This is a genomic window from Microcoleus sp. LAD1_D5, from assembly GCF_036702115.1.
Taxonomy (GTDB): Bacteria; Cyanobacteriota; Cyanobacteriia; order Cyanobacteriales; family Microcoleaceae; genus Microcoleus.
In genome coordinates this window covers 223600-244417 of the sequence record NZ_JAUBSA010000001.1, presented here as the reverse complement: position 1 = coordinate 244417, position 20818 = coordinate 223600, and the positions used below count along the sequence as shown (strand labels likewise).

Annotated in this window: 20 protein-coding genes; 11 read left to right on the top strand and 9 right to left on the bottom strand. The window is 45.5% G+C overall.

The window, feature by feature from the left end; all coding sequences use genetic code 11:
- Nucleotides 1-25: 25 nt before the first annotated feature.
- From QUA70_RS01110 to QUA70_RS01100, 3 genes are all read right to left on the bottom strand, one after another.
- The gene (locus QUA70_RS01110; protein WP_333344530.1) at nucleotides 26-235 is read right to left on the bottom strand and encodes a hypothetical protein; all 210 of its coding nucleotides are present in this window, start codon (nucleotides 233-235) and stop codon (nucleotides 26-28) included.
- A gap of 79 nt (nucleotides 236-314) precedes the next feature.
- Nucleotides 315-563, bottom strand: a complete 249-nt coding sequence (locus tag QUA70_RS01105) for a hypothetical protein (protein WP_333325147.1) — start codon at nucleotides 561-563, stop codon at nucleotides 315-317.
- Between the two features lie 531 nt (nucleotides 564-1094).
- Nucleotides 1095-1229, bottom strand: a complete 135-nt coding sequence (locus QUA70_RS01100) for a hypothetical protein (RefSeq protein WP_333325150.1) — start codon at nucleotides 1227-1229, stop codon at nucleotides 1095-1097.
- Between QUA70_RS01100 and QUA70_RS01095 the strand changes: the two genes are divergently transcribed.
- The 3 genes from QUA70_RS01095 to QUA70_RS01085 all read left to right on the top strand — a co-directional run bounded on the left by QUA70_RS01095 (nucleotide 1229) and on the right by QUA70_RS01085 (nucleotide 3718).
- A complete protein-coding gene (locus QUA70_RS01095; RefSeq protein WP_333325153.1) occupies nucleotides 1229-2158 on the top strand; it encodes an energy-coupling factor ABC transporter permease in 930 nt (309 codons plus the stop codon). The two genes, QUA70_RS01100 and QUA70_RS01095, sit on opposite strands and share 1 nt — an antisense overlap.
- Nucleotides 2151-2807 (top strand): energy-coupling factor transporter transmembrane component T, encoded by a 657-nt coding sequence (locus tag QUA70_RS01090; RefSeq protein ID WP_333325156.1) that lies wholly within the window; start codon nucleotides 2151-2153, stop codon nucleotides 2805-2807. Before QUA70_RS01095 ends, QUA70_RS01090 begins: the two co-directional genes overlap by 8 nt.
- 176 nt (nucleotides 2808-2983) lie before the next feature.
- Nucleotides 2984-3718 (top strand): ABC transporter ATP-binding protein, encoded by a 735-nt coding sequence (locus QUA70_RS01085; protein WP_333325158.1) that lies wholly within the window; start codon nucleotides 2984-2986, stop codon nucleotides 3716-3718.
- A 117-nt stretch (nucleotides 3719-3835) separates the two neighbouring features.
- Here QUA70_RS01085 and QUA70_RS01080 read toward each other — a convergent pair whose 3' ends face one another.
- Complete coding sequence (locus QUA70_RS01080; protein ID WP_333325160.1) at nucleotides 3836-4840, bottom strand: ion transporter; 1005 nt, start codon at nucleotides 4838-4840, stop codon at nucleotides 3836-3838.
- 245 nt (nucleotides 4841-5085) lie between these two features.
- Here QUA70_RS01080 and QUA70_RS01075 point away from each other — a divergent pair, with 245 nt between their 5' ends.
- Entirely contained in the window at nucleotides 5086-6093 is a 1008-nt protein-coding gene (locus QUA70_RS01075; protein ID WP_333344737.1) for a 2-hydroxyacid dehydrogenase, read from the top strand.
- A gap of 196 nt (nucleotides 6094-6289) precedes the next feature.
- A complete protein-coding gene (locus QUA70_RS01070) occupies nucleotides 6290-6727 on the top strand; it encodes a CAAD domain-containing protein (RefSeq protein WP_333325163.1) in 438 nt (145 codons plus the stop codon).
- 162 nt (nucleotides 6728-6889) lie between these two features.
- On the opposite strand, the gene aroA is transcribed toward QUA70_RS01070, so the two are convergent.
- A complete protein-coding gene (gene aroA / locus QUA70_RS01065) occupies nucleotides 6890-8245 on the bottom strand; it encodes a 3-phosphoshikimate 1-carboxyvinyltransferase (protein WP_333344534.1) in 1356 nt (451 codons plus the stop codon).
- A gap of 445 nt (nucleotides 8246-8690) precedes the next feature.
- Here aroA and QUA70_RS01060 point away from each other — a divergent pair, with 445 nt between their 5' ends.
- Complete coding sequence (locus QUA70_RS01060) at nucleotides 8691-9194, top strand: hypothetical protein (protein WP_015174064.1); 504 nt, start codon at nucleotides 8691-8693, stop codon at nucleotides 9192-9194.
- Between the two features lie 118 nt (nucleotides 9195-9312).
- On the opposite strand, the gene QUA70_RS01055 is transcribed toward QUA70_RS01060, so the two are convergent.
- Complete coding sequence (locus tag QUA70_RS01055; protein ID WP_333325169.1) at nucleotides 9313-9792, bottom strand: hypothetical protein; 480 nt, start codon at nucleotides 9790-9792, stop codon at nucleotides 9313-9315.
- A gap of 142 nt (nucleotides 9793-9934) precedes the next feature.
- On the opposite strand from QUA70_RS01055, the gene QUA70_RS01050 reads away from it, so the two are divergent.
- The 3 genes from QUA70_RS01050 to QUA70_RS01040 all read left to right on the top strand — a co-directional run bounded on the left by QUA70_RS01050 (nucleotide 9935) and on the right by QUA70_RS01040 (nucleotide 12071).
- Nucleotides 9935-10612, top strand: a complete 678-nt coding sequence (locus QUA70_RS01050) for a hypothetical protein (protein WP_333325172.1) — start codon at nucleotides 9935-9937, stop codon at nucleotides 10610-10612.
- 237 nt (nucleotides 10613-10849) lie between these two features.
- Nucleotides 10850-11149 (top strand): putative quinol monooxygenase, encoded by a 300-nt coding sequence (locus tag QUA70_RS01045; RefSeq protein ID WP_006632217.1) that lies wholly within the window; start codon nucleotides 10850-10852, stop codon nucleotides 11147-11149.
- A 115-nt stretch (nucleotides 11150-11264) separates the two neighbouring features.
- Entirely contained in the window at nucleotides 11265-12071 is an 807-nt protein-coding gene (locus QUA70_RS01040; protein ID WP_333325174.1) for an MOSC domain-containing protein, read from the top strand.
- 12 nt (nucleotides 12072-12083) lie between these two features.
- On the opposite strand, the gene QUA70_RS01035 is transcribed toward QUA70_RS01040, so the two are convergent.
- The 3 genes from QUA70_RS01035 to QUA70_RS01025 form a co-directional block, all read right to left on the bottom strand.
- The gene (locus QUA70_RS01035; protein ID WP_333325177.1) at nucleotides 12084-12911 is read right to left on the bottom strand and encodes a Uma2 family endonuclease; all 828 of its coding nucleotides are present in this window, start codon (nucleotides 12909-12911) and stop codon (nucleotides 12084-12086) included.
- A 40-nt stretch (nucleotides 12912-12951) separates the two neighbouring features.
- Nucleotides 12952-13821, bottom strand: a complete 870-nt coding sequence (locus QUA70_RS01030) for a calcium-binding protein (RefSeq protein WP_333325179.1) — start codon at nucleotides 13819-13821, stop codon at nucleotides 12952-12954.
- A gap of 74 nt (nucleotides 13822-13895) precedes the next feature.
- Nucleotides 13896-15569: a methyltransferase domain-containing protein gene (locus QUA70_RS01025; protein ID WP_333344535.1), complete on the bottom strand. Its 1674-nt coding sequence runs from the start codon at nucleotides 15567-15569 to the stop codon at nucleotides 13896-13898.
- 357 nt (nucleotides 15570-15926) lie between these two features.
- On the opposite strand from QUA70_RS01025, the gene QUA70_RS01020 reads away from it, so the two are divergent.
- Complete coding sequence (locus QUA70_RS01020) at nucleotides 15927-19727, top strand: glycosyltransferase (RefSeq protein WP_333344536.1); 3801 nt, start codon at nucleotides 15927-15929, stop codon at nucleotides 19725-19727.
- 295 nt (nucleotides 19728-20022) lie between these two features.
- Nucleotides 20023-20772, top strand: a complete 750-nt coding sequence (locus tag QUA70_RS01015; protein ID WP_333100464.1) for a peptidylprolyl isomerase — start codon at nucleotides 20023-20025, stop codon at nucleotides 20770-20772.
- The last annotated feature ends 46 nt before the right edge of the window (nucleotides 20773-20818 follow it).

Here is a 20818-nt window from a genome sequence, read left to right as displayed (position 1 = left end):
AGAGTTACTTCTCCTACACAACTTTTTATGGTTCTTTTTCTTCCCGAACCTTTTCCCCCCGCCGAGTGAAAAAAAAAACGCTAATTTCTGGTGCTACTGTCTTAATTAAATGTTCCCTCACACTCAGTTCTACGGATTCAAAGCTTTGTAGATTGTCTACTGGGGTATTCTTATAAAGGATCTCTGCTATTTCTTGGAGATTTATTTTGAGCTTCTGTTGTTCTTCTGGGGTCATGCTAACTTGGATTTTGGATTATGGTAATTTATCTGCTTTCTATTATGCCATCAGCTTAGCCAGACAATTGCCTGAGTATTTATACTGATCGCCAAAGTGGGATGCTCCCCTTGTCAGGCAGTTGTTTTTGGCTGTCAACAGCTAAACTCGAATTATTTGCAGCCGCAAGCGCACTACTACTCGCAATAACTGTTTGGGTCAGCCCATTAGCAACAGCATTAGCAGCAGCATTAGCGGGATTTTGCCCCTCGATTGTCAAAGACTTGACATGAAAACCGCGAAACTTTTCTTTTTGGCTAACGCGCCACATTGCGATGGGAAAAGTCAATCGATTTTAGATTTTAGATGTTAGATTTTAGAATTGAAGCATTGACCCCACGGATAAATTCGGGGGGCAATTTTCATCGGATACAGGTTTTTTATTTCTCCACGGATGAATCCAGGGGCTTGTATCCTGGATGCTTTCGGTCAATGGATTTTAGATTTTAGATTTTAGATTAAAGCATTGACCCCACGGATAAATTCGGGGGGCAATTTTCATCGGATACAGGTTTTTTATTTCTCCACGGATGAATCCGGGGGCTTGTATCCTGGATGCTTTCGGTCAAAAATTTAATGTAAGTTATTCTCAAGAGTGGGAATAAAACCAATTAGGGATTTTCAGTTTTTTCTTGATATTTTTTTTAAATTCTTGCTTGAGCTTGATGGTAAATACATTTTGCAGTTGAATCTGTAAACAAACATTGATAATTCTTATCAAAAAGCTTGAATGTGGGGGTGCTCGGTTATCCGAATAATTCTTCAGGATTATTTAATGTAAAATTTCTCATCCTCGAAATTCTGCCCATGAGGCGCTAATCTATATCCAATAAGCGATCGCCCGCCGCAAATCTCCCGATCGCTCGATCGCATTAATGCCCCCAGAGGGGGTTTTAAATTTTTGTAAAAAATAGTTGACTAAAGAGTTGCAAGTTCTCTCGTTTGGATACATCAATGCACATACCTGATGGTTTTCTTTCACCGCCAGTAGCCGTTGCCACCGGCATAGCAAGTGCAGCAGCAATCGCAGTTGCCCTGAATCGAACCCGCGCCAGTCTGGGACTCAGACAAGCACCAATCATGGGCTTAACCACAGCTTTCGTGTTTGCAGCCCAGATGGTCAACTTTCCCGTAGCCGGCGGCACCAGCGGCCACTTGTTGGGAGGGGCGCTCGCATCCGTCGTTTTGGGGAGCCCTTGGGCGGCAACTTTAGCGATGAGCACAGTTTTTATAATTCAGAGCGTCTTGTTTGCCGACGGGGGCATCACCGCCTTGGGAGCCAATATTTTTAACATGGGGCTAGTGGGCATTTGGGTTGGCTGGTGGCTGTTGCAGCCATTGCAGCAACTTTTGGGAGGTTCCAGAAATCGTTTGCCCCTAGCCGCGGGTATCGCCGCTGGCCTCAGCGTCGTGGCTGCTTCGATTACTGTGGCGATCCAATTGGCAATTTCGGGAACAGTAGGACTCAATACCGCATTGCCAGCAATGGTAGGGGTACATATTTTAATTGGGATTGGCGAAGGGGTAATTACAGGCGGCGTGTTAACTTATCTCGTCAAAGTGCGGCCGGATTTACTGCCGGGAGAACAGCCGCAATTGCAGAAATGGGTAGTGCCAGTAATCGGAGTTTTATTAATTTCCGGGGTGCTTTCACTGTTTGCTTCAAGTTGGCCTGACGGGTTAGAAGCGGTAGCCGAAAAGTACGGCTTTAAAGATAAAGAAGCTGTGGCGATCCAAAATCCCACTCCTTTAGCAGATTACACAGTTAAAGGATTAGAAGAACAGCCTATTGGTACTAGCATTGCTGGACTTTTAGGGTCTGCCTTCAGCTTCGGCGCGGCTTTTGGGATTGCTCAGTTGGTGGTAAAACCTAAAGATGTCTAAACTCTCCATACCTTTTCGATTGCGAGTGTCTCTCACAATTGTGATTGGCATGGGTTTTCTGAAGACAGGCGCTTGGCTGTGGCTGGGAATTTATGGGGCGATCGCACTTTTTTGGTCGTTTTGGCTCAGGGCTCCGGTGCGAACCCTAGCGCAACTGTTGGGAGCAGAATTGCTTTTTCTCTCCTTATTAGTGCTACCCCAAGGTTGGGAACGAGCCAGTTTTCTGTTGCTGCGTTCCCTAATTTGCCTGCTAATTATGAACAGTTTTCTGCTAACTTTGCCACCCCACAGTTTCGGAATCGCCCTCAAAGGATTACCCCTACCAGGAGGTTTGCAAGAGATTGTACTTTTAACAGGACAATACTTAGAAATCCTCCTGGCCGAAGTCAACCGCATGAAAATATCTGCCCAACTCCGGGGCTTGTCCGGTACCGGAGGATGGCTGCGTTACGCCAGTGCTTCCATGATCGGAGCGCTTTATTTGCGAAGTCTTGATCGGGCAGAAAGAGTACACGCAGCCATGCTAATTCGCGGCTATAAAGGAAGTTTGCCCACCGACTCAAAATCGACACCAAAAGAGCGCTTCTGGCTGACACTAACAATTTTAATAGCAGCCGGATTAACAATAGCTTCTTACGGTTATTCGTAATTGGGCATTGGGCTTTTTAACGTGTTCCCCGCCTCTGCCTAGGAATCGATCTCCAGAGGCTGTGCCTCGCTTCTTGCGGAGGAAAAGTGGAGGCAGAGCCGACCGATTTGCGTTCCCAGGCTCTGCCTGGGAACGAGTTGAAATTATTCAATCTAAAATCTAACATCTAAAATCGGATGACTAATCTCAAATCCGCACCAACAATCGAAGTGCAAGACTTAATATTTGGCTATCCCGATCAAAAGCCAATATTGCGGGGAATTTCTTTTAGTTTGCAACCGGGAGAAAGAGTTGCTTTACTCGGCCTGACAGGTGCTGGTAAAAGCACTTTGCTCGAAAACTTGATCGGATTAAAAATGCCTCAATCCGGTGAGATTAGAGTGCAGGGAAAAAAGTTGGAAGAGGCGACGTTATCGCAGGCGCGCAGGCAGATTGGATTTTGCTTTCAAGACGCTAACGACCAGCTATTTATGCCCACTATTTTAGAGGATGTTATGTTCGGGCCGCGCAATTACGGAGTGCCGCCGGGAGTTGCGCGCGATCGAGCTTTAGCCCTATTAGACGAATTTGGTTTAGTAGAATTTGCCAACCGTTCGGCCCACGAACTTTCGGGAGGTCAAAGAAGGTTAGCAGCCTTGGCAGCAATTTTAGCATTAGAGCCGACAATTTTAATCTTAGATGAGCCGACTAACGGACTCGACCCCTCGTGGCGGCGTCACTTGGCGTCAGTTTTGTCCCAATTGCCGATCGAGGTAATTTTGATCGCGTCCCACAATTTGAATTGGATCGGGAAAACGACTCAAAGGGCGTTAATTTTGGCTGATGGGCAGATTCAGGTCGATCGGCAAACTGAAGATTTGCTGGCAGACAAATCAACTCTCGAATATTACAATTTGCCGCCTGATTGGTAATTAACCATGGGTCATCAGTAATTAGATAAAGCAGTAATAACTAACCCCAACTGATTGCTTTAATTGGCTCACTATGGTAAGGATTGGGTAGCAATCACAGGCTGTATATATCTGTAATTAAAGCTCGAACTTGCGGACGGCTTCATTGTACAGATAAATAGCTAAATCGCGCAGAATTTGTTCATTTTTAAACTCACTTCCTAACTTCTGTCTTGCCATTTGAACACACATTTTCATCAACTCTGATGAACTTTCGATGTGAAGTGCGATCGCCTTTTGCTTTTCTTCAAAACCGACCTCGATTTCCGCCAGCATTTTGACCGATTGACAATCCGCAAATTTCTCTAAATTTTCAGCCCTTTTTTCCGGCTTTCTCTTTTGTAGTTCCTCAGAAAAACCCCCAGCAATTATCCCTGCGGGTAACGCAAAAATTCCGATTCCCAAAAATGCTAACATTGCTCCTAACAATTTCCCTAAAGGAGTGATTGGATAAATATCGCCGTAACCAACAGTAGTTAATGTCACAACTCCCCACCACATTGCATCGGGGATGCTGCCAAAAGCTTTGGGATGTGCCTCGTATTCAACAAAATACATGATGCTAGAGGCAAATATTAACAGAATAAAAACGGCCAATGCAGTGGCAATCAACTCCTCTTTTTTAGCGTACAATACTGCTCCCAGAGTTCGTACTGACTCTGAATAACGGCTCACTTTTAGCAAGCGCAACAAGCGCAGGACACGAATTAAATTAACGAAGTTTAAACTAGGAAATACCAGCAAGAAGTAAAAAGGTAAGATGGAAATTAAATCTATCAAACTTAGCGGTGTAAGAGCATATCTCAATCTTCCCCACAGCGGGTGGCTGTATCTGCGATCGACTGTAGACACCCACAGCCTCAAAATATATTCTATGGTAAATACGAAGGAGGAAACAATTTCGATGTTTGCCAAAAGCGATGTGTACTCTGGCGACAAGGTGGGCGAAGTAGAAGCAATAAAAGCTGCGACGTTGATCAGAATTAAACCAGTTATGACAACATCATCTGCTAAACTGTATAAATTGCTTGAGTCTGAGGTTTCTAAAATCTCATAAATTATAGTTTTGATTTTTTTACGCATCTGAGTTTATCCTAAAAACTTAGCAATTTACGATCGCGCTTTACTACAGTCTAAGCAATTAGATTCAAAAAATTAAGCAGGACTTGCCCTAGGGCTAAAAATTTGGTGTCTTCAGAGATGCTATGGTTGCGAAACTCAATATTTCTCAGGGAAACTGGGTTGTTTGGGGCAAGGGCGTTCTAGTAAAATTTAGAGTGAATCTGGAAAGAATTTCCAACTATATACTGGATTTGCAGGCAAAAATCATGAAGGTAGCCGTATTTAATACCAAATCCTACGATCGCACTTTTCTGACAGCAGCCAATGTCGGCGGTCAACACGAGTTGGTTTTTTTTGAACCGCATCTGACCCTGGAAACCAGCGTTTTGGCTGCTGGATTTCCGGCCGTTTGCGCGTTCGTGAACGACTGCTTGGACGCGAAAACGCTCGGGGCGATCGCCGAAAAAGGCGTCCGCTTGCTGGCCCTGAGATCCGCCGGATTCAATCACGTCGATTTAGCAGCAGCGAAGGATTTAGATATAACTCTCCTGCGAGTTCCTGCTTATTCTCCCTACTCCGTCGCGGAACACGCAGTCGCTCTGATTTTGTCCCTCAACCGCAAAATCCACCGGGCCTACAACCGCGTCCGCGAAGGCAATTTCGCCCTAGACGGCCTGTTGGGTTTTGACCTCCACGGCAAAACCGTGGGAATCGTCGGAACTGGCAGAATTGGCGCAATTACTGCCCAAATTCTGCACGGATTCGGGTGTCGCCTGTTGGGATACGATGTTTACCAAAACCCAGATTGCCTCGCCCTAGGCATGGAATACGTCGCCCTCCCGGAACTCTTCGCCGCCTCTGATATTGTCAGCCTCCATTGTCCGCTGATACCGGAAACTTACCATTTAATCGGTGCAGAGGCGATCGAGCAAATGAAACCGGGGATGATGCTGATCAATACCAGCCGCGGTCAGTTGATTGACACTAAAGCTGTTACCAAAGCACTGAAATCTGGTATAATTGGCTACCTCGGCTTAGATGTTTACGAACAAGAGACGGATCTGTTTTTTGAGGATTTGTCAAATCACGTCATTCAAGACGACGTTTTTCAACGTTTGCTGACTTTTCCCAACGTCCTGATTACTGGACATCAAGCTTTTTTCACCGAGGAAGCTTTGAAAAATATCGCCGAAACCACGATCGCCAATATCACCGACTTTGAACAAGGACGCCCTTGCCCGAATCAAATCAACCTCGATCAAGTGAAAAAATGAGTCAAAAGACCGATTTGGCAGGGAAGGCAATTGTTTAAAATCAAGTCATATCGTTATTTTTGCTTGCAATTTGTGAAACTCTGCCTTAGTCTCATCAATTAGTCCCTGCAGCGCGGATGCTGTGCTAATTGCCGGAGAATTATACTGGCAGCAATTCACAGCCTGCAATTTTACCTGACAACGGAGGAAGTATCTAATGACACAAGCTAACTTTTCGGACGAGACACAAACCATCACTGAAGTCGTCACAGTAGACCTGGTGGCTGACCAACCGGGGGTCATGACTACAGTGACAACCACAGAAACACCGACGAGCCAGTTCCAAGATATTAAAGACCAAGTTATTACAATTTTGTCGGAACTTCCCGCCTATCTCTCTAATTTTTTTGCTGACTACCAAAAGCCCCTCATAACTGTTGGTTTAATTCTGGCAGGCGGTATTAGTATTAAGGTAATGCTGGGAGTTTTAGGTGCCCTTAATGATGTCCCTTTGGTAGCTCCAGTTTTTGAGTTGATTGGGATGGGATATACGGGCTGGTTTGTTTACCGCTATCTGCTCAAGGCTTCTAACCGCCAAGAGTTGTTAACGGAAATTGATTCTTTAAAAGAACAAGTTGTAGGTAAAGATTCTTAGAGGGAGTCATTAGTCATTAGTCATTAGTTAGTGGTTATTTGTTATTTGTGAGGCTATAGCAATAACCGATAACAAGTAACCAGCAACCAATGCCCAATGCCCAATGCTCAATGCCCAATGCTCAATGCCCAATGCTCAATGCCCAATGCCCAATGCCCAATCTTAATTTGGATGGCAAACTTGTTGCAAAGTGGTGGTAAAGTCGGGGTAGGAAATGGCAGCAGCTTCTGCCCGGTGAATGTTAGTAATACCTGTGGCATTGAGGGCTGCGATCGCCAAACTCATGGCGATTCTGTGGTCGGTGTAGCTGTCTACATCCGCGCCGGTCAAAGGAGTTCCCCCGGTAATTTCTAAACCGTCGGGTAACTCGGAAATTTGGGCTCCCATGCGGTTGAGTTCTGCAGCAGTCACCCCCAGTCGATCGCTCTCTTTGACTCGCAACTCGGCCGCATCTCGAATTATTGTAGTACCCGATGCAAAGATTGCCGCTACTGCCAAAATTGGGATTTCGTCAATCAGTCGGGGAATTAAGTCGCCAGCAATGGTGCATCCCCGCAATTGGCCGGAACTACGAACCAAAATATCCGCTACAGGTTCCCCCGCCGCCTCTCGCTGATTTTGCAGTTCAATGTCCGCGCCCATCATTTCCAAAGCTTCCAAAATACCTGTACGAGTTGGGTTGACGCCGACATTTTCGACTACGAGCTCGGAACCTGGGACGATCGCGCCAGCAACTAGCCAAAAAGCCGCCGAACTAATATCCCCCGGTACAATCACATTCTGCCCTTGCAGTTGTGTCGGCCCAGTGACTGTCACGCTACAAGTTTCTGGATCGACGCTCAATTGGGCTCCAAACGCTCGCAGCATCCGCTCGCTGTGATCCCGCGACAGAGCGGGTTCTGTGACTGTTGTTTCTCCGCTTGCCATCAAACCGGCGAGCAAAATGCAAGATTTAACTTGAGCCGAGGCGATCGGAGAATGGTAGTGAATTGGTTTTAACTGCTGTCCGAGTATCGCTAAAGGAGCTAAAGAATTACTTTTTCGGCCCCAAATTTGCGCTCCCATTTGTTGCAGCGGTTTAATGACGCGCGACATCGGCCGCGATCGCAAAGAACTGTCACCCGTTACCGCATAAAAACGCCCCGGATGAGAGGCTAAAATTCCCAACATCAACCTCATCGTCGTGCCGGAATTACCCGCGTCCAAGACTTCCACCGGCTCCTCTAACTCGCCAATTCCAACGCCCCGGACTGTCACCCGTTCCGCGTTGAGTTCAGAAACTTTGGCTCCCAGGAGCGAGAAACATTTAGCGGTGCTGCGGGGGTCTTCTCCTAGCAGTAGTCCCTCAATAGTAGTTTCACCTTGGGCGATCGCACCCAACATCAAAGCTCGGTGAGAAATCGACTTATCGCCCGGAACTCGAATCCTCCCCACTAGCGACAAGCCCGATGCCGGTTTTTGAATGCTTAAAGTTTGGCTTTTGTCAAGAAGCGTAGTAGTGATAATGTCAGCTTGCATTGAGATAAACTAGGATTGGATGGCGTTAGCTATCCTACCTTTTTCCCAGTCCTAAGTCAGTCATCTTTTGTACGGCCTGCGGGTTTTTTCCCAATGTGTCCGGTTAACTTAAAAGCTGATGAAACTCGCCCTGAGACTCTGCTGTCAGTTATCTAGGACACAGGAGTGCGGACGCAACGGCACGGATTTCACTTTAATTTCACCTTAATTTCACAAATATTATCCGTGTATCTGCTTAGATTTCATTTCCTGCTCTCAGTTATCGACCAGATGATTGAGTTGTGACTAAACAATTTTAGATTTTCGATTGCGAGTTGTAGATTTTTCATTTTTTTAAGCAAAAGCTCCGGAATTTGGAACTCAGCTAATCTAAAATCTAAAATCTAAAGCTTAAAATCTCAAATCTCAAACCCCCCGATCCACAACTACTCCTAAACTTTTATTTATGCTGACGCATCACCGCAAGCCTGTAAGTTTATCGCTGGTATCCACAGATTTACCATTGTGGTCAGTTGTTGAAACCGCTGGTACGCTTTATCAAAAAGACCGCGATCGCTTTCACTTGTTGTTACACGAACCAGCAATAATCGATCGCCAATTTTCCGACGGCTCCGACGAATCTGCCGAGCAAGTTACAATCTTGCCCCCAACTACAAAACCTCGGTTGCTCTGGCTAGAAGTTTCGCCCTACCGAGTCATTATGACTATGCAAGGAAACGGCAAATACAGTTACCGCCACTGCTGGGAACGAGGAATGTACGGCCTGAGCCGTTATTGGCTTCAGGGCGAATCGCTGGCGACTCCCGAACAGTTGCGACTTCGCAACTTCACTCGCAACTTGACGCTGACAGGAAAGCCGGAACCGGAACACTTGCGGTTAGAATACGAATTGTGGTCGGAGAAAGTACAACTCGGTCGCTATATTTTGAATCTAGAAATTCATCACTAAATTGGGTAATTGCAAAGGGGTAGATAGTAGGTGAAGGCGACGCATTCCTCAAATTCATTCACCCGTTGTGCGTTGTTGGGGTTCGCGTGGCCATCTCAAAACTCAAAACTATTAGCTTTTAGCGATCGCTCTTACAATAATTAATCAGTTTGCTAGTCAAAGCGTCTTGATTTGCGGCTGCTTGATTCGCCTGCTGTCCGGCTCTAATAATATCTGCTTGAGCTGTTTGGATTTGCTCTCGACCTTCTATACTTGTAGAAGCGAGATTTCCAGCCTGAAGACTTTTGCTTATGTCGCCCAGTGCTTGACTAATTTCCTGGAAGGATTTAACCGATGGCTCCTGAATTTCTTTGAGGGTTGGATCGGTTATTCGCAGATCCTCAAGTTCTTTAGCTATCAGGTTCAAATTTTTAGCTAAATTGTCGGTCGTTGCAGCATCGTTGCTGTCTTTATCAACATCAAGGAGAGCGTTGCCTTTGTTGACAATTTCAGTAAATTTAGTACACTGGACAGCTCGGCTATCGCTGCAACTAATCGTCAGCGTACAGCAAGCAACAACTATCAGCAGGATGGCAATCTGTTTGCGAAAAAAGTACATGAGCCCTCGGTTGCAAAAAAAGTAGATTGTGGGATTTTGTCGTAGAGTGCGTCAGCGATTAGCCGATATATCGACTGTCGAAAAACTTTCGCGGCATTCAGACACGCTCTACTAAGCTAAACTACGTACCTGTTTAGGAACTATGGTCAAAAACAGCAATAACCTACAGAAGGGAAGCATTTGGGGATATCTTACCCTGCTTTTGCCTATTTCCTTGACGGCGGTTGCCAGTTTCGAGTCGGGAACGATGTTTTGGGCGATCGCCACCACAGCGGGCGTTGCTTGGGCTTACAAGCTCTATCAGCAGCAGCAAAAACATAAACTCGCTCATTTAGACTCGGTTTTCTACAAGTTGATCAAGGAAAATCAAGGGCGAGTTACGGCTTTGGATTTGGCGATGAATGCGAAACTCCCCGGAGAAAAGGTTCAAGAGTATCTCGACGAACGAGCCTCTGAGTTTGCAGCGGATTTTGAAGTGACGGAACAAGGCGGAATTTTGTATTATTTTCAAATAGCTCCACCTGTCAATCAAAGCGAAACAGCTAATGCGGTAATAGCTGTTCAAGAGCCTCCCACAAATCGGGAAAAAGCACAAGATAAAAAACCCAATTTATTCCCCATTGCTCAAACCAAGACTCCTGAAAAGCCCAAAATCTCTTTTACCCAGACGGAACTCTCCCGCAGGTTCAAAGTTCACGCAACTACGATCGGCAAGTGGAAACTTAAGCCGGAGTTTGCTCAGTGGAGTCGGGAAAAAGACCCGGAGGATCTCGCCTGGGAATATTCTACAGAAAACAAGCGATTTTATCCCAAAGATTGAGTGGCTCGGGTATTTGCCAAAATATCTCAAGAAACCCGGTTTATACAACGCTCTGCGCTTAGTAACGAAGAATTTGGCAAGAAACCGGGTTTCTGAGACTTGAGCGCGTCCTGGACTGATTTTACTGCGGTTGACCGATCGACCTGTTTAGGTTACTTTAAGTAAAATCATGTATTGTTGAGTTTGCCAAATAAAAATCGGTAAATTCGATCGTCCTATCTGTGACTTTTTTCTCCTATGTCCAAAACAACCTTGCGAGTAGTCGCCCGCCTCGTCGCGTTTCCCGACAAAGTAGCAGAACTTAAATCTCTGCTGCTGAGCATTATGGAGCCTACTCGCAAAGAGAAAGGCTGCATCAAATACGAACTCCTGCAAAATCAAGCCGATCCCACAGATTTTACCTTCGTTGAAGAGTGGGAAAGTGCAGATTTGCTCGAACTACATCTCGGTTCAACTCACATTCAAGACGCCGTGCAGAAATTAGACGGTTTGGCCGTTGGACCTCCAGATATCCGTCGCTATGAATTGCTAGCTTAATCCGGTTTTATAGCAATTTTATTAATGTTTGTGAAATAGCTTCGACCCCCCTAGCCCGCCTTAGTAAGGGGGGACAAGAGTGAAAGTTAAAATTCTACTAACTTCGGAAAAGTTTATGACATTAGCAACAATAAAACAGTTATTTATTTATCCAATTAAAGGGCTGACGCCGCAAGAAATGTCGGAGTTTGCTTTAACAGCAGGACACGGAATTAAGGGCGATCGAGCTTTTGCCTTAATGTTTGCAGATAATCTTGAAGCTGCAAAGATGCCTGCCCAAAATATGCCTTGGATGAGCAAAAAAAATTTTGCTGTCCAAAACGATTGGCCTTTGTTAGCAGCTTTAAAATGTGATTATCAACCGGAAACGGCCGTTTTAACAGTCAAGCGTGAAGGAGTTGCAGTGTTATCCGCCGAAACGAACACAGCAGCGGGGCGCGATCGCATCGGCGCTTTTTTCACAGAATATCTGGCCGCAATTGAATCCACAAAAGAAGCGAGACACCCGCAGTTTGCACCTTTGCAGTTAGTGGGCGACACCAGCGGCGAAACTCGCTATCCCGATCGAGAACCCGTACACATTTCTTTACTCAGTCAAGCCACATTAGACCAATTAACAGAAATTGCTGTTCAAAACATTGACGTGGGCAGATTTCGCCCGAACATTGTGCTAGAAGGTATGGCAGCTTGGTCAGAATTTGAGTTGATTGGAAAACAGTTTCAATTAGGCACGGCGCGCATAGAAGTTACAGCACGCATCGGTCGCTGCGTCAATATAGAAGTGAATCCAGAAACAGGCGATCGGGATATTTCTTTACTCAGTTTACTGCAACAGGAATTCGGTCACGCGCAAACCGGAGTTTTAGCCAAAATTATCAACAGCGGCACAGTTAAAATCGGGGATGTTTTGACTTCTTATTAATCAAAAGCGACATTAAGATTGTGAATGCTGGCTAACTTCCTCTACTGATAAACCCAGCGCTTCTGCCACTTGCTCTGTATTCAATCCCATTGCCAACAACCGAGGGATAGCATCCCGCCGTGCTTGCGCTTCTGCACTCAAAGCCTGCTCTGCTAAGGAAGCTCTTTCTGTACCTGTCAGCAGCAAATTGCCCTCGCTGTCCCACCACCGCAGCCACAGCATTGTCTGGTTTTGATAACTGCCTTGCCACAGTCCTAATTCTACGCCCATTGGCGCGATCGGATAATGAGCGCGATCGTTCGGAAGCAACTGCTGGTAAAACCCATTTTTCAGGTTGTAAACCTCCAGTCTGCCATTATTGATTTCATAAATCCCATAATACGGAATCCGCATGATCCGCTCATATACCCAAAACTTCCCAGGCCTTTGCGCCGCTCCAACTTCCGAGTACGATAGTGGGGTTGTGTCCCGCTCTTCTGAACCATCTCCCGATGCGAACTCCAAAGCAATCATCGGAGCCATGAATTCCCGCCACAGCACGTAAGAGCGACGGATCTGATTTCCTAATGTTGGTGGCACGTTCGGCACGTAGAACCAATCAGGAGCTTCTGCTCCCTTTTCAAGCGGGTCAGTTTCTCGCCAGTAGATGCCACAGTCTTGCCCCATAGCATATTGCCCGTCGGGATGAAGCCCTTGCAACACCGACCCGATCGAATCAGTCAAAATAATACTCTGGGGATGCTCCTGAAAATTCTTCACAAAAGTGCCGTCTTCCTCTGGCAGTTGAGTGTGGTCGGGGAAAGGAGAGGGAAGGACAATTTTTTCGGTTGCCGGGGTCATGCGACCTCTCAAGTATTGCAGCTTACGTGGATATCTTAACTCATCCTGCTTCCGGCACCCTCACCTTATTACCAATCAAATTCAGAAAACTCGTTCCAAAATGTTGAATCTCCAAAAAATTAGCATAGGAAGGAGTTGACTTGTAAACTCTAAAAGTCCGCATAATTCCTAAAGTCGCGGCACTTTCCAGCGGGCCGATAAAGCTAGTATCTCTGTCCAAAAAATGAGACTGCTTAGCCCAGTGTGCCATCTGTTCCGCATTCAAAAAATAGCAGCCGGAATGAGGATTCAAAGCTCGCTCAAAAGCGACTGTTTGTTCCATGATTTTTCCCATTAACTGCCGCTGCTCCTCTATTTTTTGAAACGGAGAAGTTGCTGATTCTGCTAAATCACCATCAACATATGCTTTAAAAACCGCGCCTTTAGGCGATATTTCATAGCGATTAGGTTGCAGCAAATTCCCATTTCCTCCGTGATGTGTAAACCACTTTAATTTACTAAAAAACCACGGATCATGCAGAACTAAATCATCTTCCAAATAACAGAAATAATCGTATTTGTTAAGACACGCTCGCAAAACTGCTTGACACTCAAAACCCAACAGCAGCGGTTCGCATTTTGTAGCGTGGTGCATAAAACATCTGGGCTGCACTGGCAGTTGAGGCAACAGATGATAGCCTTGAGTAGTGCAAACCACAATGTCAATTTCGTGCTGTTGAGATTGATTTGCTGGGATAGTTGCACATTCGCTAATGTCAATCATGGACTGAGATTTGCCGTACAAAGCTTGCAGCGATGTCACGCAAGCGGTTAAAGCATTGAGTCGCGGTTGCGGATCATTTCGCTGCGAAGCGTGTTTCCCCTCGCCGCTGGGATTGTAAAAGTGAGCAATAGTGAATAGAATTCGCATTGGTGTGGATTAACAATTAGAAATTAAACAATAAAACAGAACGATCGCACAATAGCCTATAAATTTTACCGCATTTAGTCACCAAATAACTCTGGCAGGCGATCGCGCAACTCAGCATTTAAACGTGGTAACTCGTCTCGCATCTGTAAGTACCAATCTCGCCGCTGCCGGTAGTGCCCGCACAGCAAGCGGTTGTCGCGCACCCATTCGTAAGCATTCGCGGCTATTTCCCGGCGCATAGAAGTGTCAGAAATCAGCGAATTTAGTTTGGTTTCAAACTCTTTTTCATATCTATAAATCAATCCGGTTTCACCTTCTACAATCGAATGTTCGTACACGGTGGGACTTGCCAGCACCGCTACTCCCCGCGCTGCACATTCAATAAATTTTAAGTCGGATTTCGTTTCGTTAACCGGGTTGGAAACGAGCGGCAGTAAAGCTATATCGCAACTGTACATAATTTCTTGATACCGTTCGTAACTGCAAAATGGTTCAAATTCTTTTTGCTGTATTTCCAAGGATTCAAAAAATCGGCGGTCGTGGATTACTTTAAGTCGAATCCGGTGCTTGTGTGCGACTAAAACTCGATTGAGTGCTGCCATAATCGGCTGCCAATCTTTTTCGCGGTTGAGTGCACCAAAAAAAATGGTGACTGTATCTTCTGCCGGATAAATTCGCGGCGGAGGTAGATAAGCTAATTGATTGGGAAAAACGGCAAGATTTGGATTGTAGTGCCGCAAAATTTTTGCGAGCGGTTCTGTAGAAGTTTGCACGCAGTGACAGCCGCGATAGCTGAGATAATTATTGTCGGCGTATTCGCGGCGGCGGATGGGATTGTCGTCAATTTCAGCTACTATTAAATAGCCTTGTTGCAGAAGTTCTTTTAGTTGAGGAATATAGCCGGGATATTGCATGATTGTCCGCTGCCAGATGAAAACTTTTTCTTCTCCCGGCAGGGGGGGAATTAATCCTGTTGTTTTCACGCCGGATACGGTGCGGACACCGGGAATTGTGGCGCTAAATTTGTCCGGTTCCAAAACTCGCACACGATCGCACCCTGTAGGAGCCATAATGATAGTCTGAATCAGCAGTCTGCGCGCAGGTACGGTGGATTTGGTCGATCGCACGATATAATGTTCAGCACCGGTTTCCGTAGCAAAACTGCTCGATGTTAGCTCTAAAGCCTTTACCATTGGATGTAGTAATTCCTGAAAGTGGACAAAATTTTCGGTTTTGTGTCCCTTCCCTTGGAATTCATAAACCTGCAATCCGGCTTGAGCAAATAGTGATTTAATACTTTCTAGGGTAAACCAGTGCTGCATCTTGTTGTCGGGATTCTCCCACTGTCCCCGCAACAGATTGACAATCCGCCGCCAGTATTGAACATTGGGGATTCTGGCGAGAATTTGCCCCTCTGGATTCAGCAAACCACTGTACTGCTTGAGCACTTCCCAGGGATTTTTCAGATACGGTAGCAAGTCGCCGAAAATTAAGCAATCGACGGTTCCTGGAGCGAGGTCGAGACTTTCGATGGCAATTTCTTCAATATTGGCTACAGTCACCCAGTTTAGCCGATCGACTGCAATTTTAGCTTTTTCTCGATCGCATTCAATGCCAATATACTGACAATGGGGATTGATCAGCTTGTACTGTTCGCCCGTCGAGCCCGTACCGCAGCCAATTTCAACAATGACTTTAGCATCCGGCGGTAGCAGCTTCAAGAAGTCGTGGTTGACGCGATCGATCACTTTCTCTAAAATTCCTGATTAGTTTATCCTAAAATAAAACAGAGCAACCCATGCCGACAGACAACCAGCCGAAGGTTAGCATTGCGATGCCAGTATACAATGGCGATCGCTATCTTTGTCAAGCGCTAAATTCTCCGTTGCGAACTTTTTTTCTTTTCTCTTCTCTTGGTCGGCGTTAAGAGCGTTTCCTTTAAATCTTATTCACCAATCCTCCAGGATTGCTATATGTTAGCAAATATTCGGCAAAATTATAATTTCTTCTCTACCATACCCTTTTTTAGCCCAATTGAGCTGATCAATTAATACTGCTTTTTCTCAAAAAATCCACACTACACTGTGCTAAATACATTAGAAACTATGAACCCTAATCTAGGAATGAACATCGCCGGCTACATTAACGGCGAATTTGGCATAGGAGAAGGTGTCAGAGCAAATATCAGGGCTGCAGAAGCCGCCGGGATTCCCTTCGCCATAAACAATTTTACCCGCAGTCCCCACCGCAAGAAAGACACCACCTATCAAAATTTTAGCCAAGATAATCCCCATCCCGTAAACTTAATTCAAGTCAACGCCGATCAAGTTGCAACCTTTATCAAACATACAGGTTTCACCTATTTTGAAAACAAATACAATATCGGCTTTTGGGCCTGGGAACTTCCCGCATTTCCCCCGGAATGGCAGCCAGCATTTAATCACTTTCACGAAATATGGACTTACAGCAACTATTGCGCCGAGGCAATTTCTGCACTTGCGCCAATTCCCGTCATCAAAATCATGCCCAGTATTGCTCTTCCCGCACCTTCCCTGAACAGAGAAGCACTGAATTTACCGAAAAATAAATTTATTTTATTGTTTGTATTCGACTTTTCCAGCCACATCGAGCGCAAAAATACTTTAGCGACAATTCAAGCATTTAAACAAGCTTTTGGGGAAGATAACAGCGTATTATTGGTCATCAAATCTTCTAATTCCCACAAATTTTCAGCGGCGCAAGCATCCTTAAACTCAGCCATAGCAAATAATTCAAATATCAAACATCTAGACGGGTATTTGTCCAAAAATAAACTTAACGGTTTGCTCTACAATTGCGACTGTTATGTATCCCTGCACCGCGGCGAAGGATTTGGCTTAACAATGGCTGAAGCCATGTTTTACGGCAAACCCGTAATTGCCACCGGCTATTCATCAAATACAGAATTTATGAATGTCGGCAATAGCTATTTAGTCAAGTATAAGTTAATCCCAATTGAGAAAGATTGCGGGCCTTACAAAAAAGGCAATGTTTGGGCCGAGGCGGATGTCGAACACGCTGCTGATTTAATGCGTCATGTCTTCAACAATTACCGGGAAGCTCAGCAAGTTGGAAGAATAGCTGCTGAGGAAATTAAGACTTTACTGAATCCGCAAACTGTCGGGAGGAAAATTCAAAATCGTCTCGAATATATTGCCGAAATTACAGATAATTTCAAAAGCTTGGATCGCGGAATACGGAAAAAAGCGTCTCAGCCAGCGACAGTAAAAAATGCACCACCTTTAGTTAGTATTTGTATTCCGACATACAACGGAGCGGCATTTATTGGCGAAGCGATTCAAAGTGCGATCGCCCAAACATACCCTAACATAGAACTGATTGTATCCGACGACGGTTCCACAGACGAAACAATTGCGATCGCCCAATCCTTCCAATCGCAAACCTCACTCGATTTCCGCATCGTACTGCACCGCAACTACGGCTTATCACAAAACTGGAACTTCTGCATATCCCAAGCAAAAGGTCAATACATTAAATTTCTGTTTCAAGACGACTTGCTCGCACCAGAATGTATTGAAAAAATGGTCGCAGTCGCCCAACAAAACCCAGAAATAGGTATGGTTTTCTCCCCGCGTGGCATCACCATAGCTGACAATGAATCTAACCCGATTTTGCGCCTAGCTTCCCAATCAATTAAAGATTTGCATAAAAGTTGGTCGAATTTAAAATCTATTCAGCCCGGAAAAGAATTACTGGCTGATACTAACTGCCTGAGCAACCCGATAAACAAAATTGGCGAACCGAGTACCGTCTTAATTGCCGCGCGAGTCTTTGAAGAAATAGGATTATTTGATTCGGGATTATCTCAGTATGTAGACTTAGATATGTGGTGGCGAATCATGGGGAACTATCACATCGGATTTGTAGATGAAAAACTGTCCTCACTGCGGATTCATCCCGAACAACAAACTTGGAAAAACTTCGCGGCTGGGGAAAATCATAAGGATGTAGTAAGATTTTACAAAAAACTACTAAATAGTCCTGATTACAGTTTCCTGGATCAACAAATCAAACAGACAATCCGCCAAAAGCTGGCATTGAGAACCCAGCCGAGTTTATCGGCATTGTCAGCAATGCTTGAGCAATACAATAAATTCCCCTCAAAACAGCCTCTTCTCGCGCTGCGCGCCTATCGCCAACAGCTAGCTGAATATTGGCTGAATGTGCCAGCGAAAAATTTAGAAAGTGCTTACTTGAAAGACATGGGGAAAGCTCATAAATTGCTCCTAGATAGCGCCCTCAAAAATGAAACTTTAACTGAGGAAGAACAAAGTTTTGTCCAGCAGTTATCCTCCAAACTTGCTGAAGGAGGGGAAATTGCCGAGAAGATTCAATATCTCCTCGCAGCGATGCTGTACCGCGACGCTTATCAGTTGCCACTTGAGTATAACAATGCAGCGATTCCCCAGTGGTTTTTTAACGACTTTTTGAAATTTATCTTTCAGTCTCCCGGTTATTTTAAACAAAACTGGGAAATAGAAAGGTACTCTGAATATTTCCAGCAGTTGATCAAGTATGTCGCTGCTAATATCGCCAGTTTTCCCGATTCAGAAGTGTGGCGTTATTTGGCGGCTTTTATTGCGACAACAGTTAGCTTCCAAGCTTTGTATTTGAGCGAGGAAAATCTGCTCAATATATTGATTCAGCGAGCTGATATTATGGAATTTTATTTGAAAAATATCGGCTGTCAAATAGAATGGAATTTTCCTCAGAGAGAACCTGAAAAAACTAAAATCCGAGTTGGCTTTTTGCTTGATAAAATTAGTGATGAATCCGAGACTCGTGCTGCAATTCCCACTTTTGAATATTTAGACAGAAGCAAATTTGAAATTATCGGGTACTATTTCCAGGTACAAGACGAGCGACTGGGGAAATATTGGGAAAGTTGCGCCGACAAACTGGTGCAACTGTCAGAAGATTTGCCCCAGCAAGTCCGAGAAATTCGATCGCACGATTTAGATATTCTGCTAATTTGCACCAATACCACCGACACTTCTCAACCAAGCGCGCTGCTGTGCCTGCACCGACTAGCACGGGTGCAAATAGCTAGCGGTGCATCAACCCCCGCAACCACGGGCGCCCGAAATATTGATTATTTCATTGCCGGAGATTTGACATTGCCGACAGATACTGCTGCAGAGTATCGCGAAAAATTAATTACTTTAAAAGGCTCAGGAGTTTGTTTAAGCTATAGTTTAGGATCGGCATCTGCCATAGTTGAACCGACTCGTAGCAGTTGGGGAGCCACTGAGGAATCTGTAGTGTTCATGTCCGGCGCTCAAGCTTTTACAATTATCCCAGAATTGAGAGAAACTTGGGCAAAAATTATTGTGGCGGTACCAAATTCTATTTTAGTTTTGTATCCCTTTAGTTCCGGCAATGAAAACTATCCGACAGTGCCTTTTTACAACCAAATTCGATCGCTTTTTGCCCAATACGGTATTGACAAAAAGCGCTTAGTTGTGATTAAGGCGCTGCCATCTCGCGCAGATTGCATAAAATGTCTGGAATTGGCTGATATATATTTAGACTCCTATCCATACAGCAGTGCCTGCTCCTTAGCAGAACCGCTGTTGGCAGGGTTGCCTGTAGTGGTAAGAAAAGGGCAAACAACTCGATCGCGACAATCAGCCGCCGTGCTCGAAGAACTGCTACTTCCGGAACTGGTAGCAAACAGCGAGAACTCTTATTTAGATCTGAACACAGCACTGGGAACCAACCCAGAACTGCGCCGGCACTACCGCGATCGAATCCAGCAAAAAATGGCGGCAAACCCCAAATATCTCGACAGTCGCGCTTGCTCGACCCAATTCGGAACACTCTTTGAAAGACTATTCCGAGAGTGAAGGAAGAAGGAAGTTCAGCAACTAAGCAGTGTACGGGATCTAACGGATGGATGTTGAGGCAAGAAGGAAGATGGCAGAAGTAAAGATTTTCCCACTCTCCCACTCTCGCATCCCGCTACCATTATGAGACCCGCGGGGAACCCCTCGCTAGGCAGAGCGTCAAGAAATAGACAGCAATAGCGCTAGCCCACTGACGGTCTGCTATCATCGGGGAATCGAGGGGTTAGTGGTTGTCGCTCTTTTCCTGCCACAGCTAAATTAAAAGGGGAAGCGCAAGTCAGTTGGAGATAAAAAAATGACAGGACTTTTTCAAATAGGCGATAAACTACTGCAAGCTCAGGATATGCCATCGCTCCTGAAGCGGTACCAGTTGATGCCGCAATTCTTGCGGGGTGTAATAGTAGACCAAGCGATCGCATCCTTTAGTTGCAGCGACGAAGAACGCAAATCCGCCGTGGAAAACTTTCTGGCACAACACCAACTGACAGCCCCCGAAGCTAAAGAAGCTTGGCTGCGCGGCCAAAACATGACGGAAGAAGAACTTCAAGAGATGGCCGTCAGGCCCTTGCTGATCGAAAAATTTAAGCAAGCCACTTGGAGACCTAAAGTAGATAATTATTTTTTAACCCGCAAAGCCAGCCTAGACCATGTAGTCTATTCCCTGGTACGCACCAAAAATCCAGCACTGGCAAACGAACTTTACTTTCGCATCCTGGAAGGGGAACAAACCTTTGCCGAAGTGGCTCGCGACTATTCCGAAGGGCCCGAGTCCAAGTCCGGTGGCTTGTTGGGCCCTGTACCCCTCAGCCAGCCCCACCCGGCAATCAGCAAACTGTTGTCCGTCAGCCAGCCAAATCAACTCTGGACGCCGCGTCCTCTGGCAGAATGGATGGTAATTATTCGACTAGAAAAGTTCATGCCGGCCCAGCTCGATGAATCGATGCGGCTGCACTTGATTAACGAACTCTTTGAAAGCTGGCTCGCCGAACAAATATCGCAAATAGGCCCGCTACAGCCCCTCTCCTCCGTGTCTTCAATATCATGACCGAAAGCAATTTCGTCTGGGGCCCCCGGATTTATCCGTGGAGACT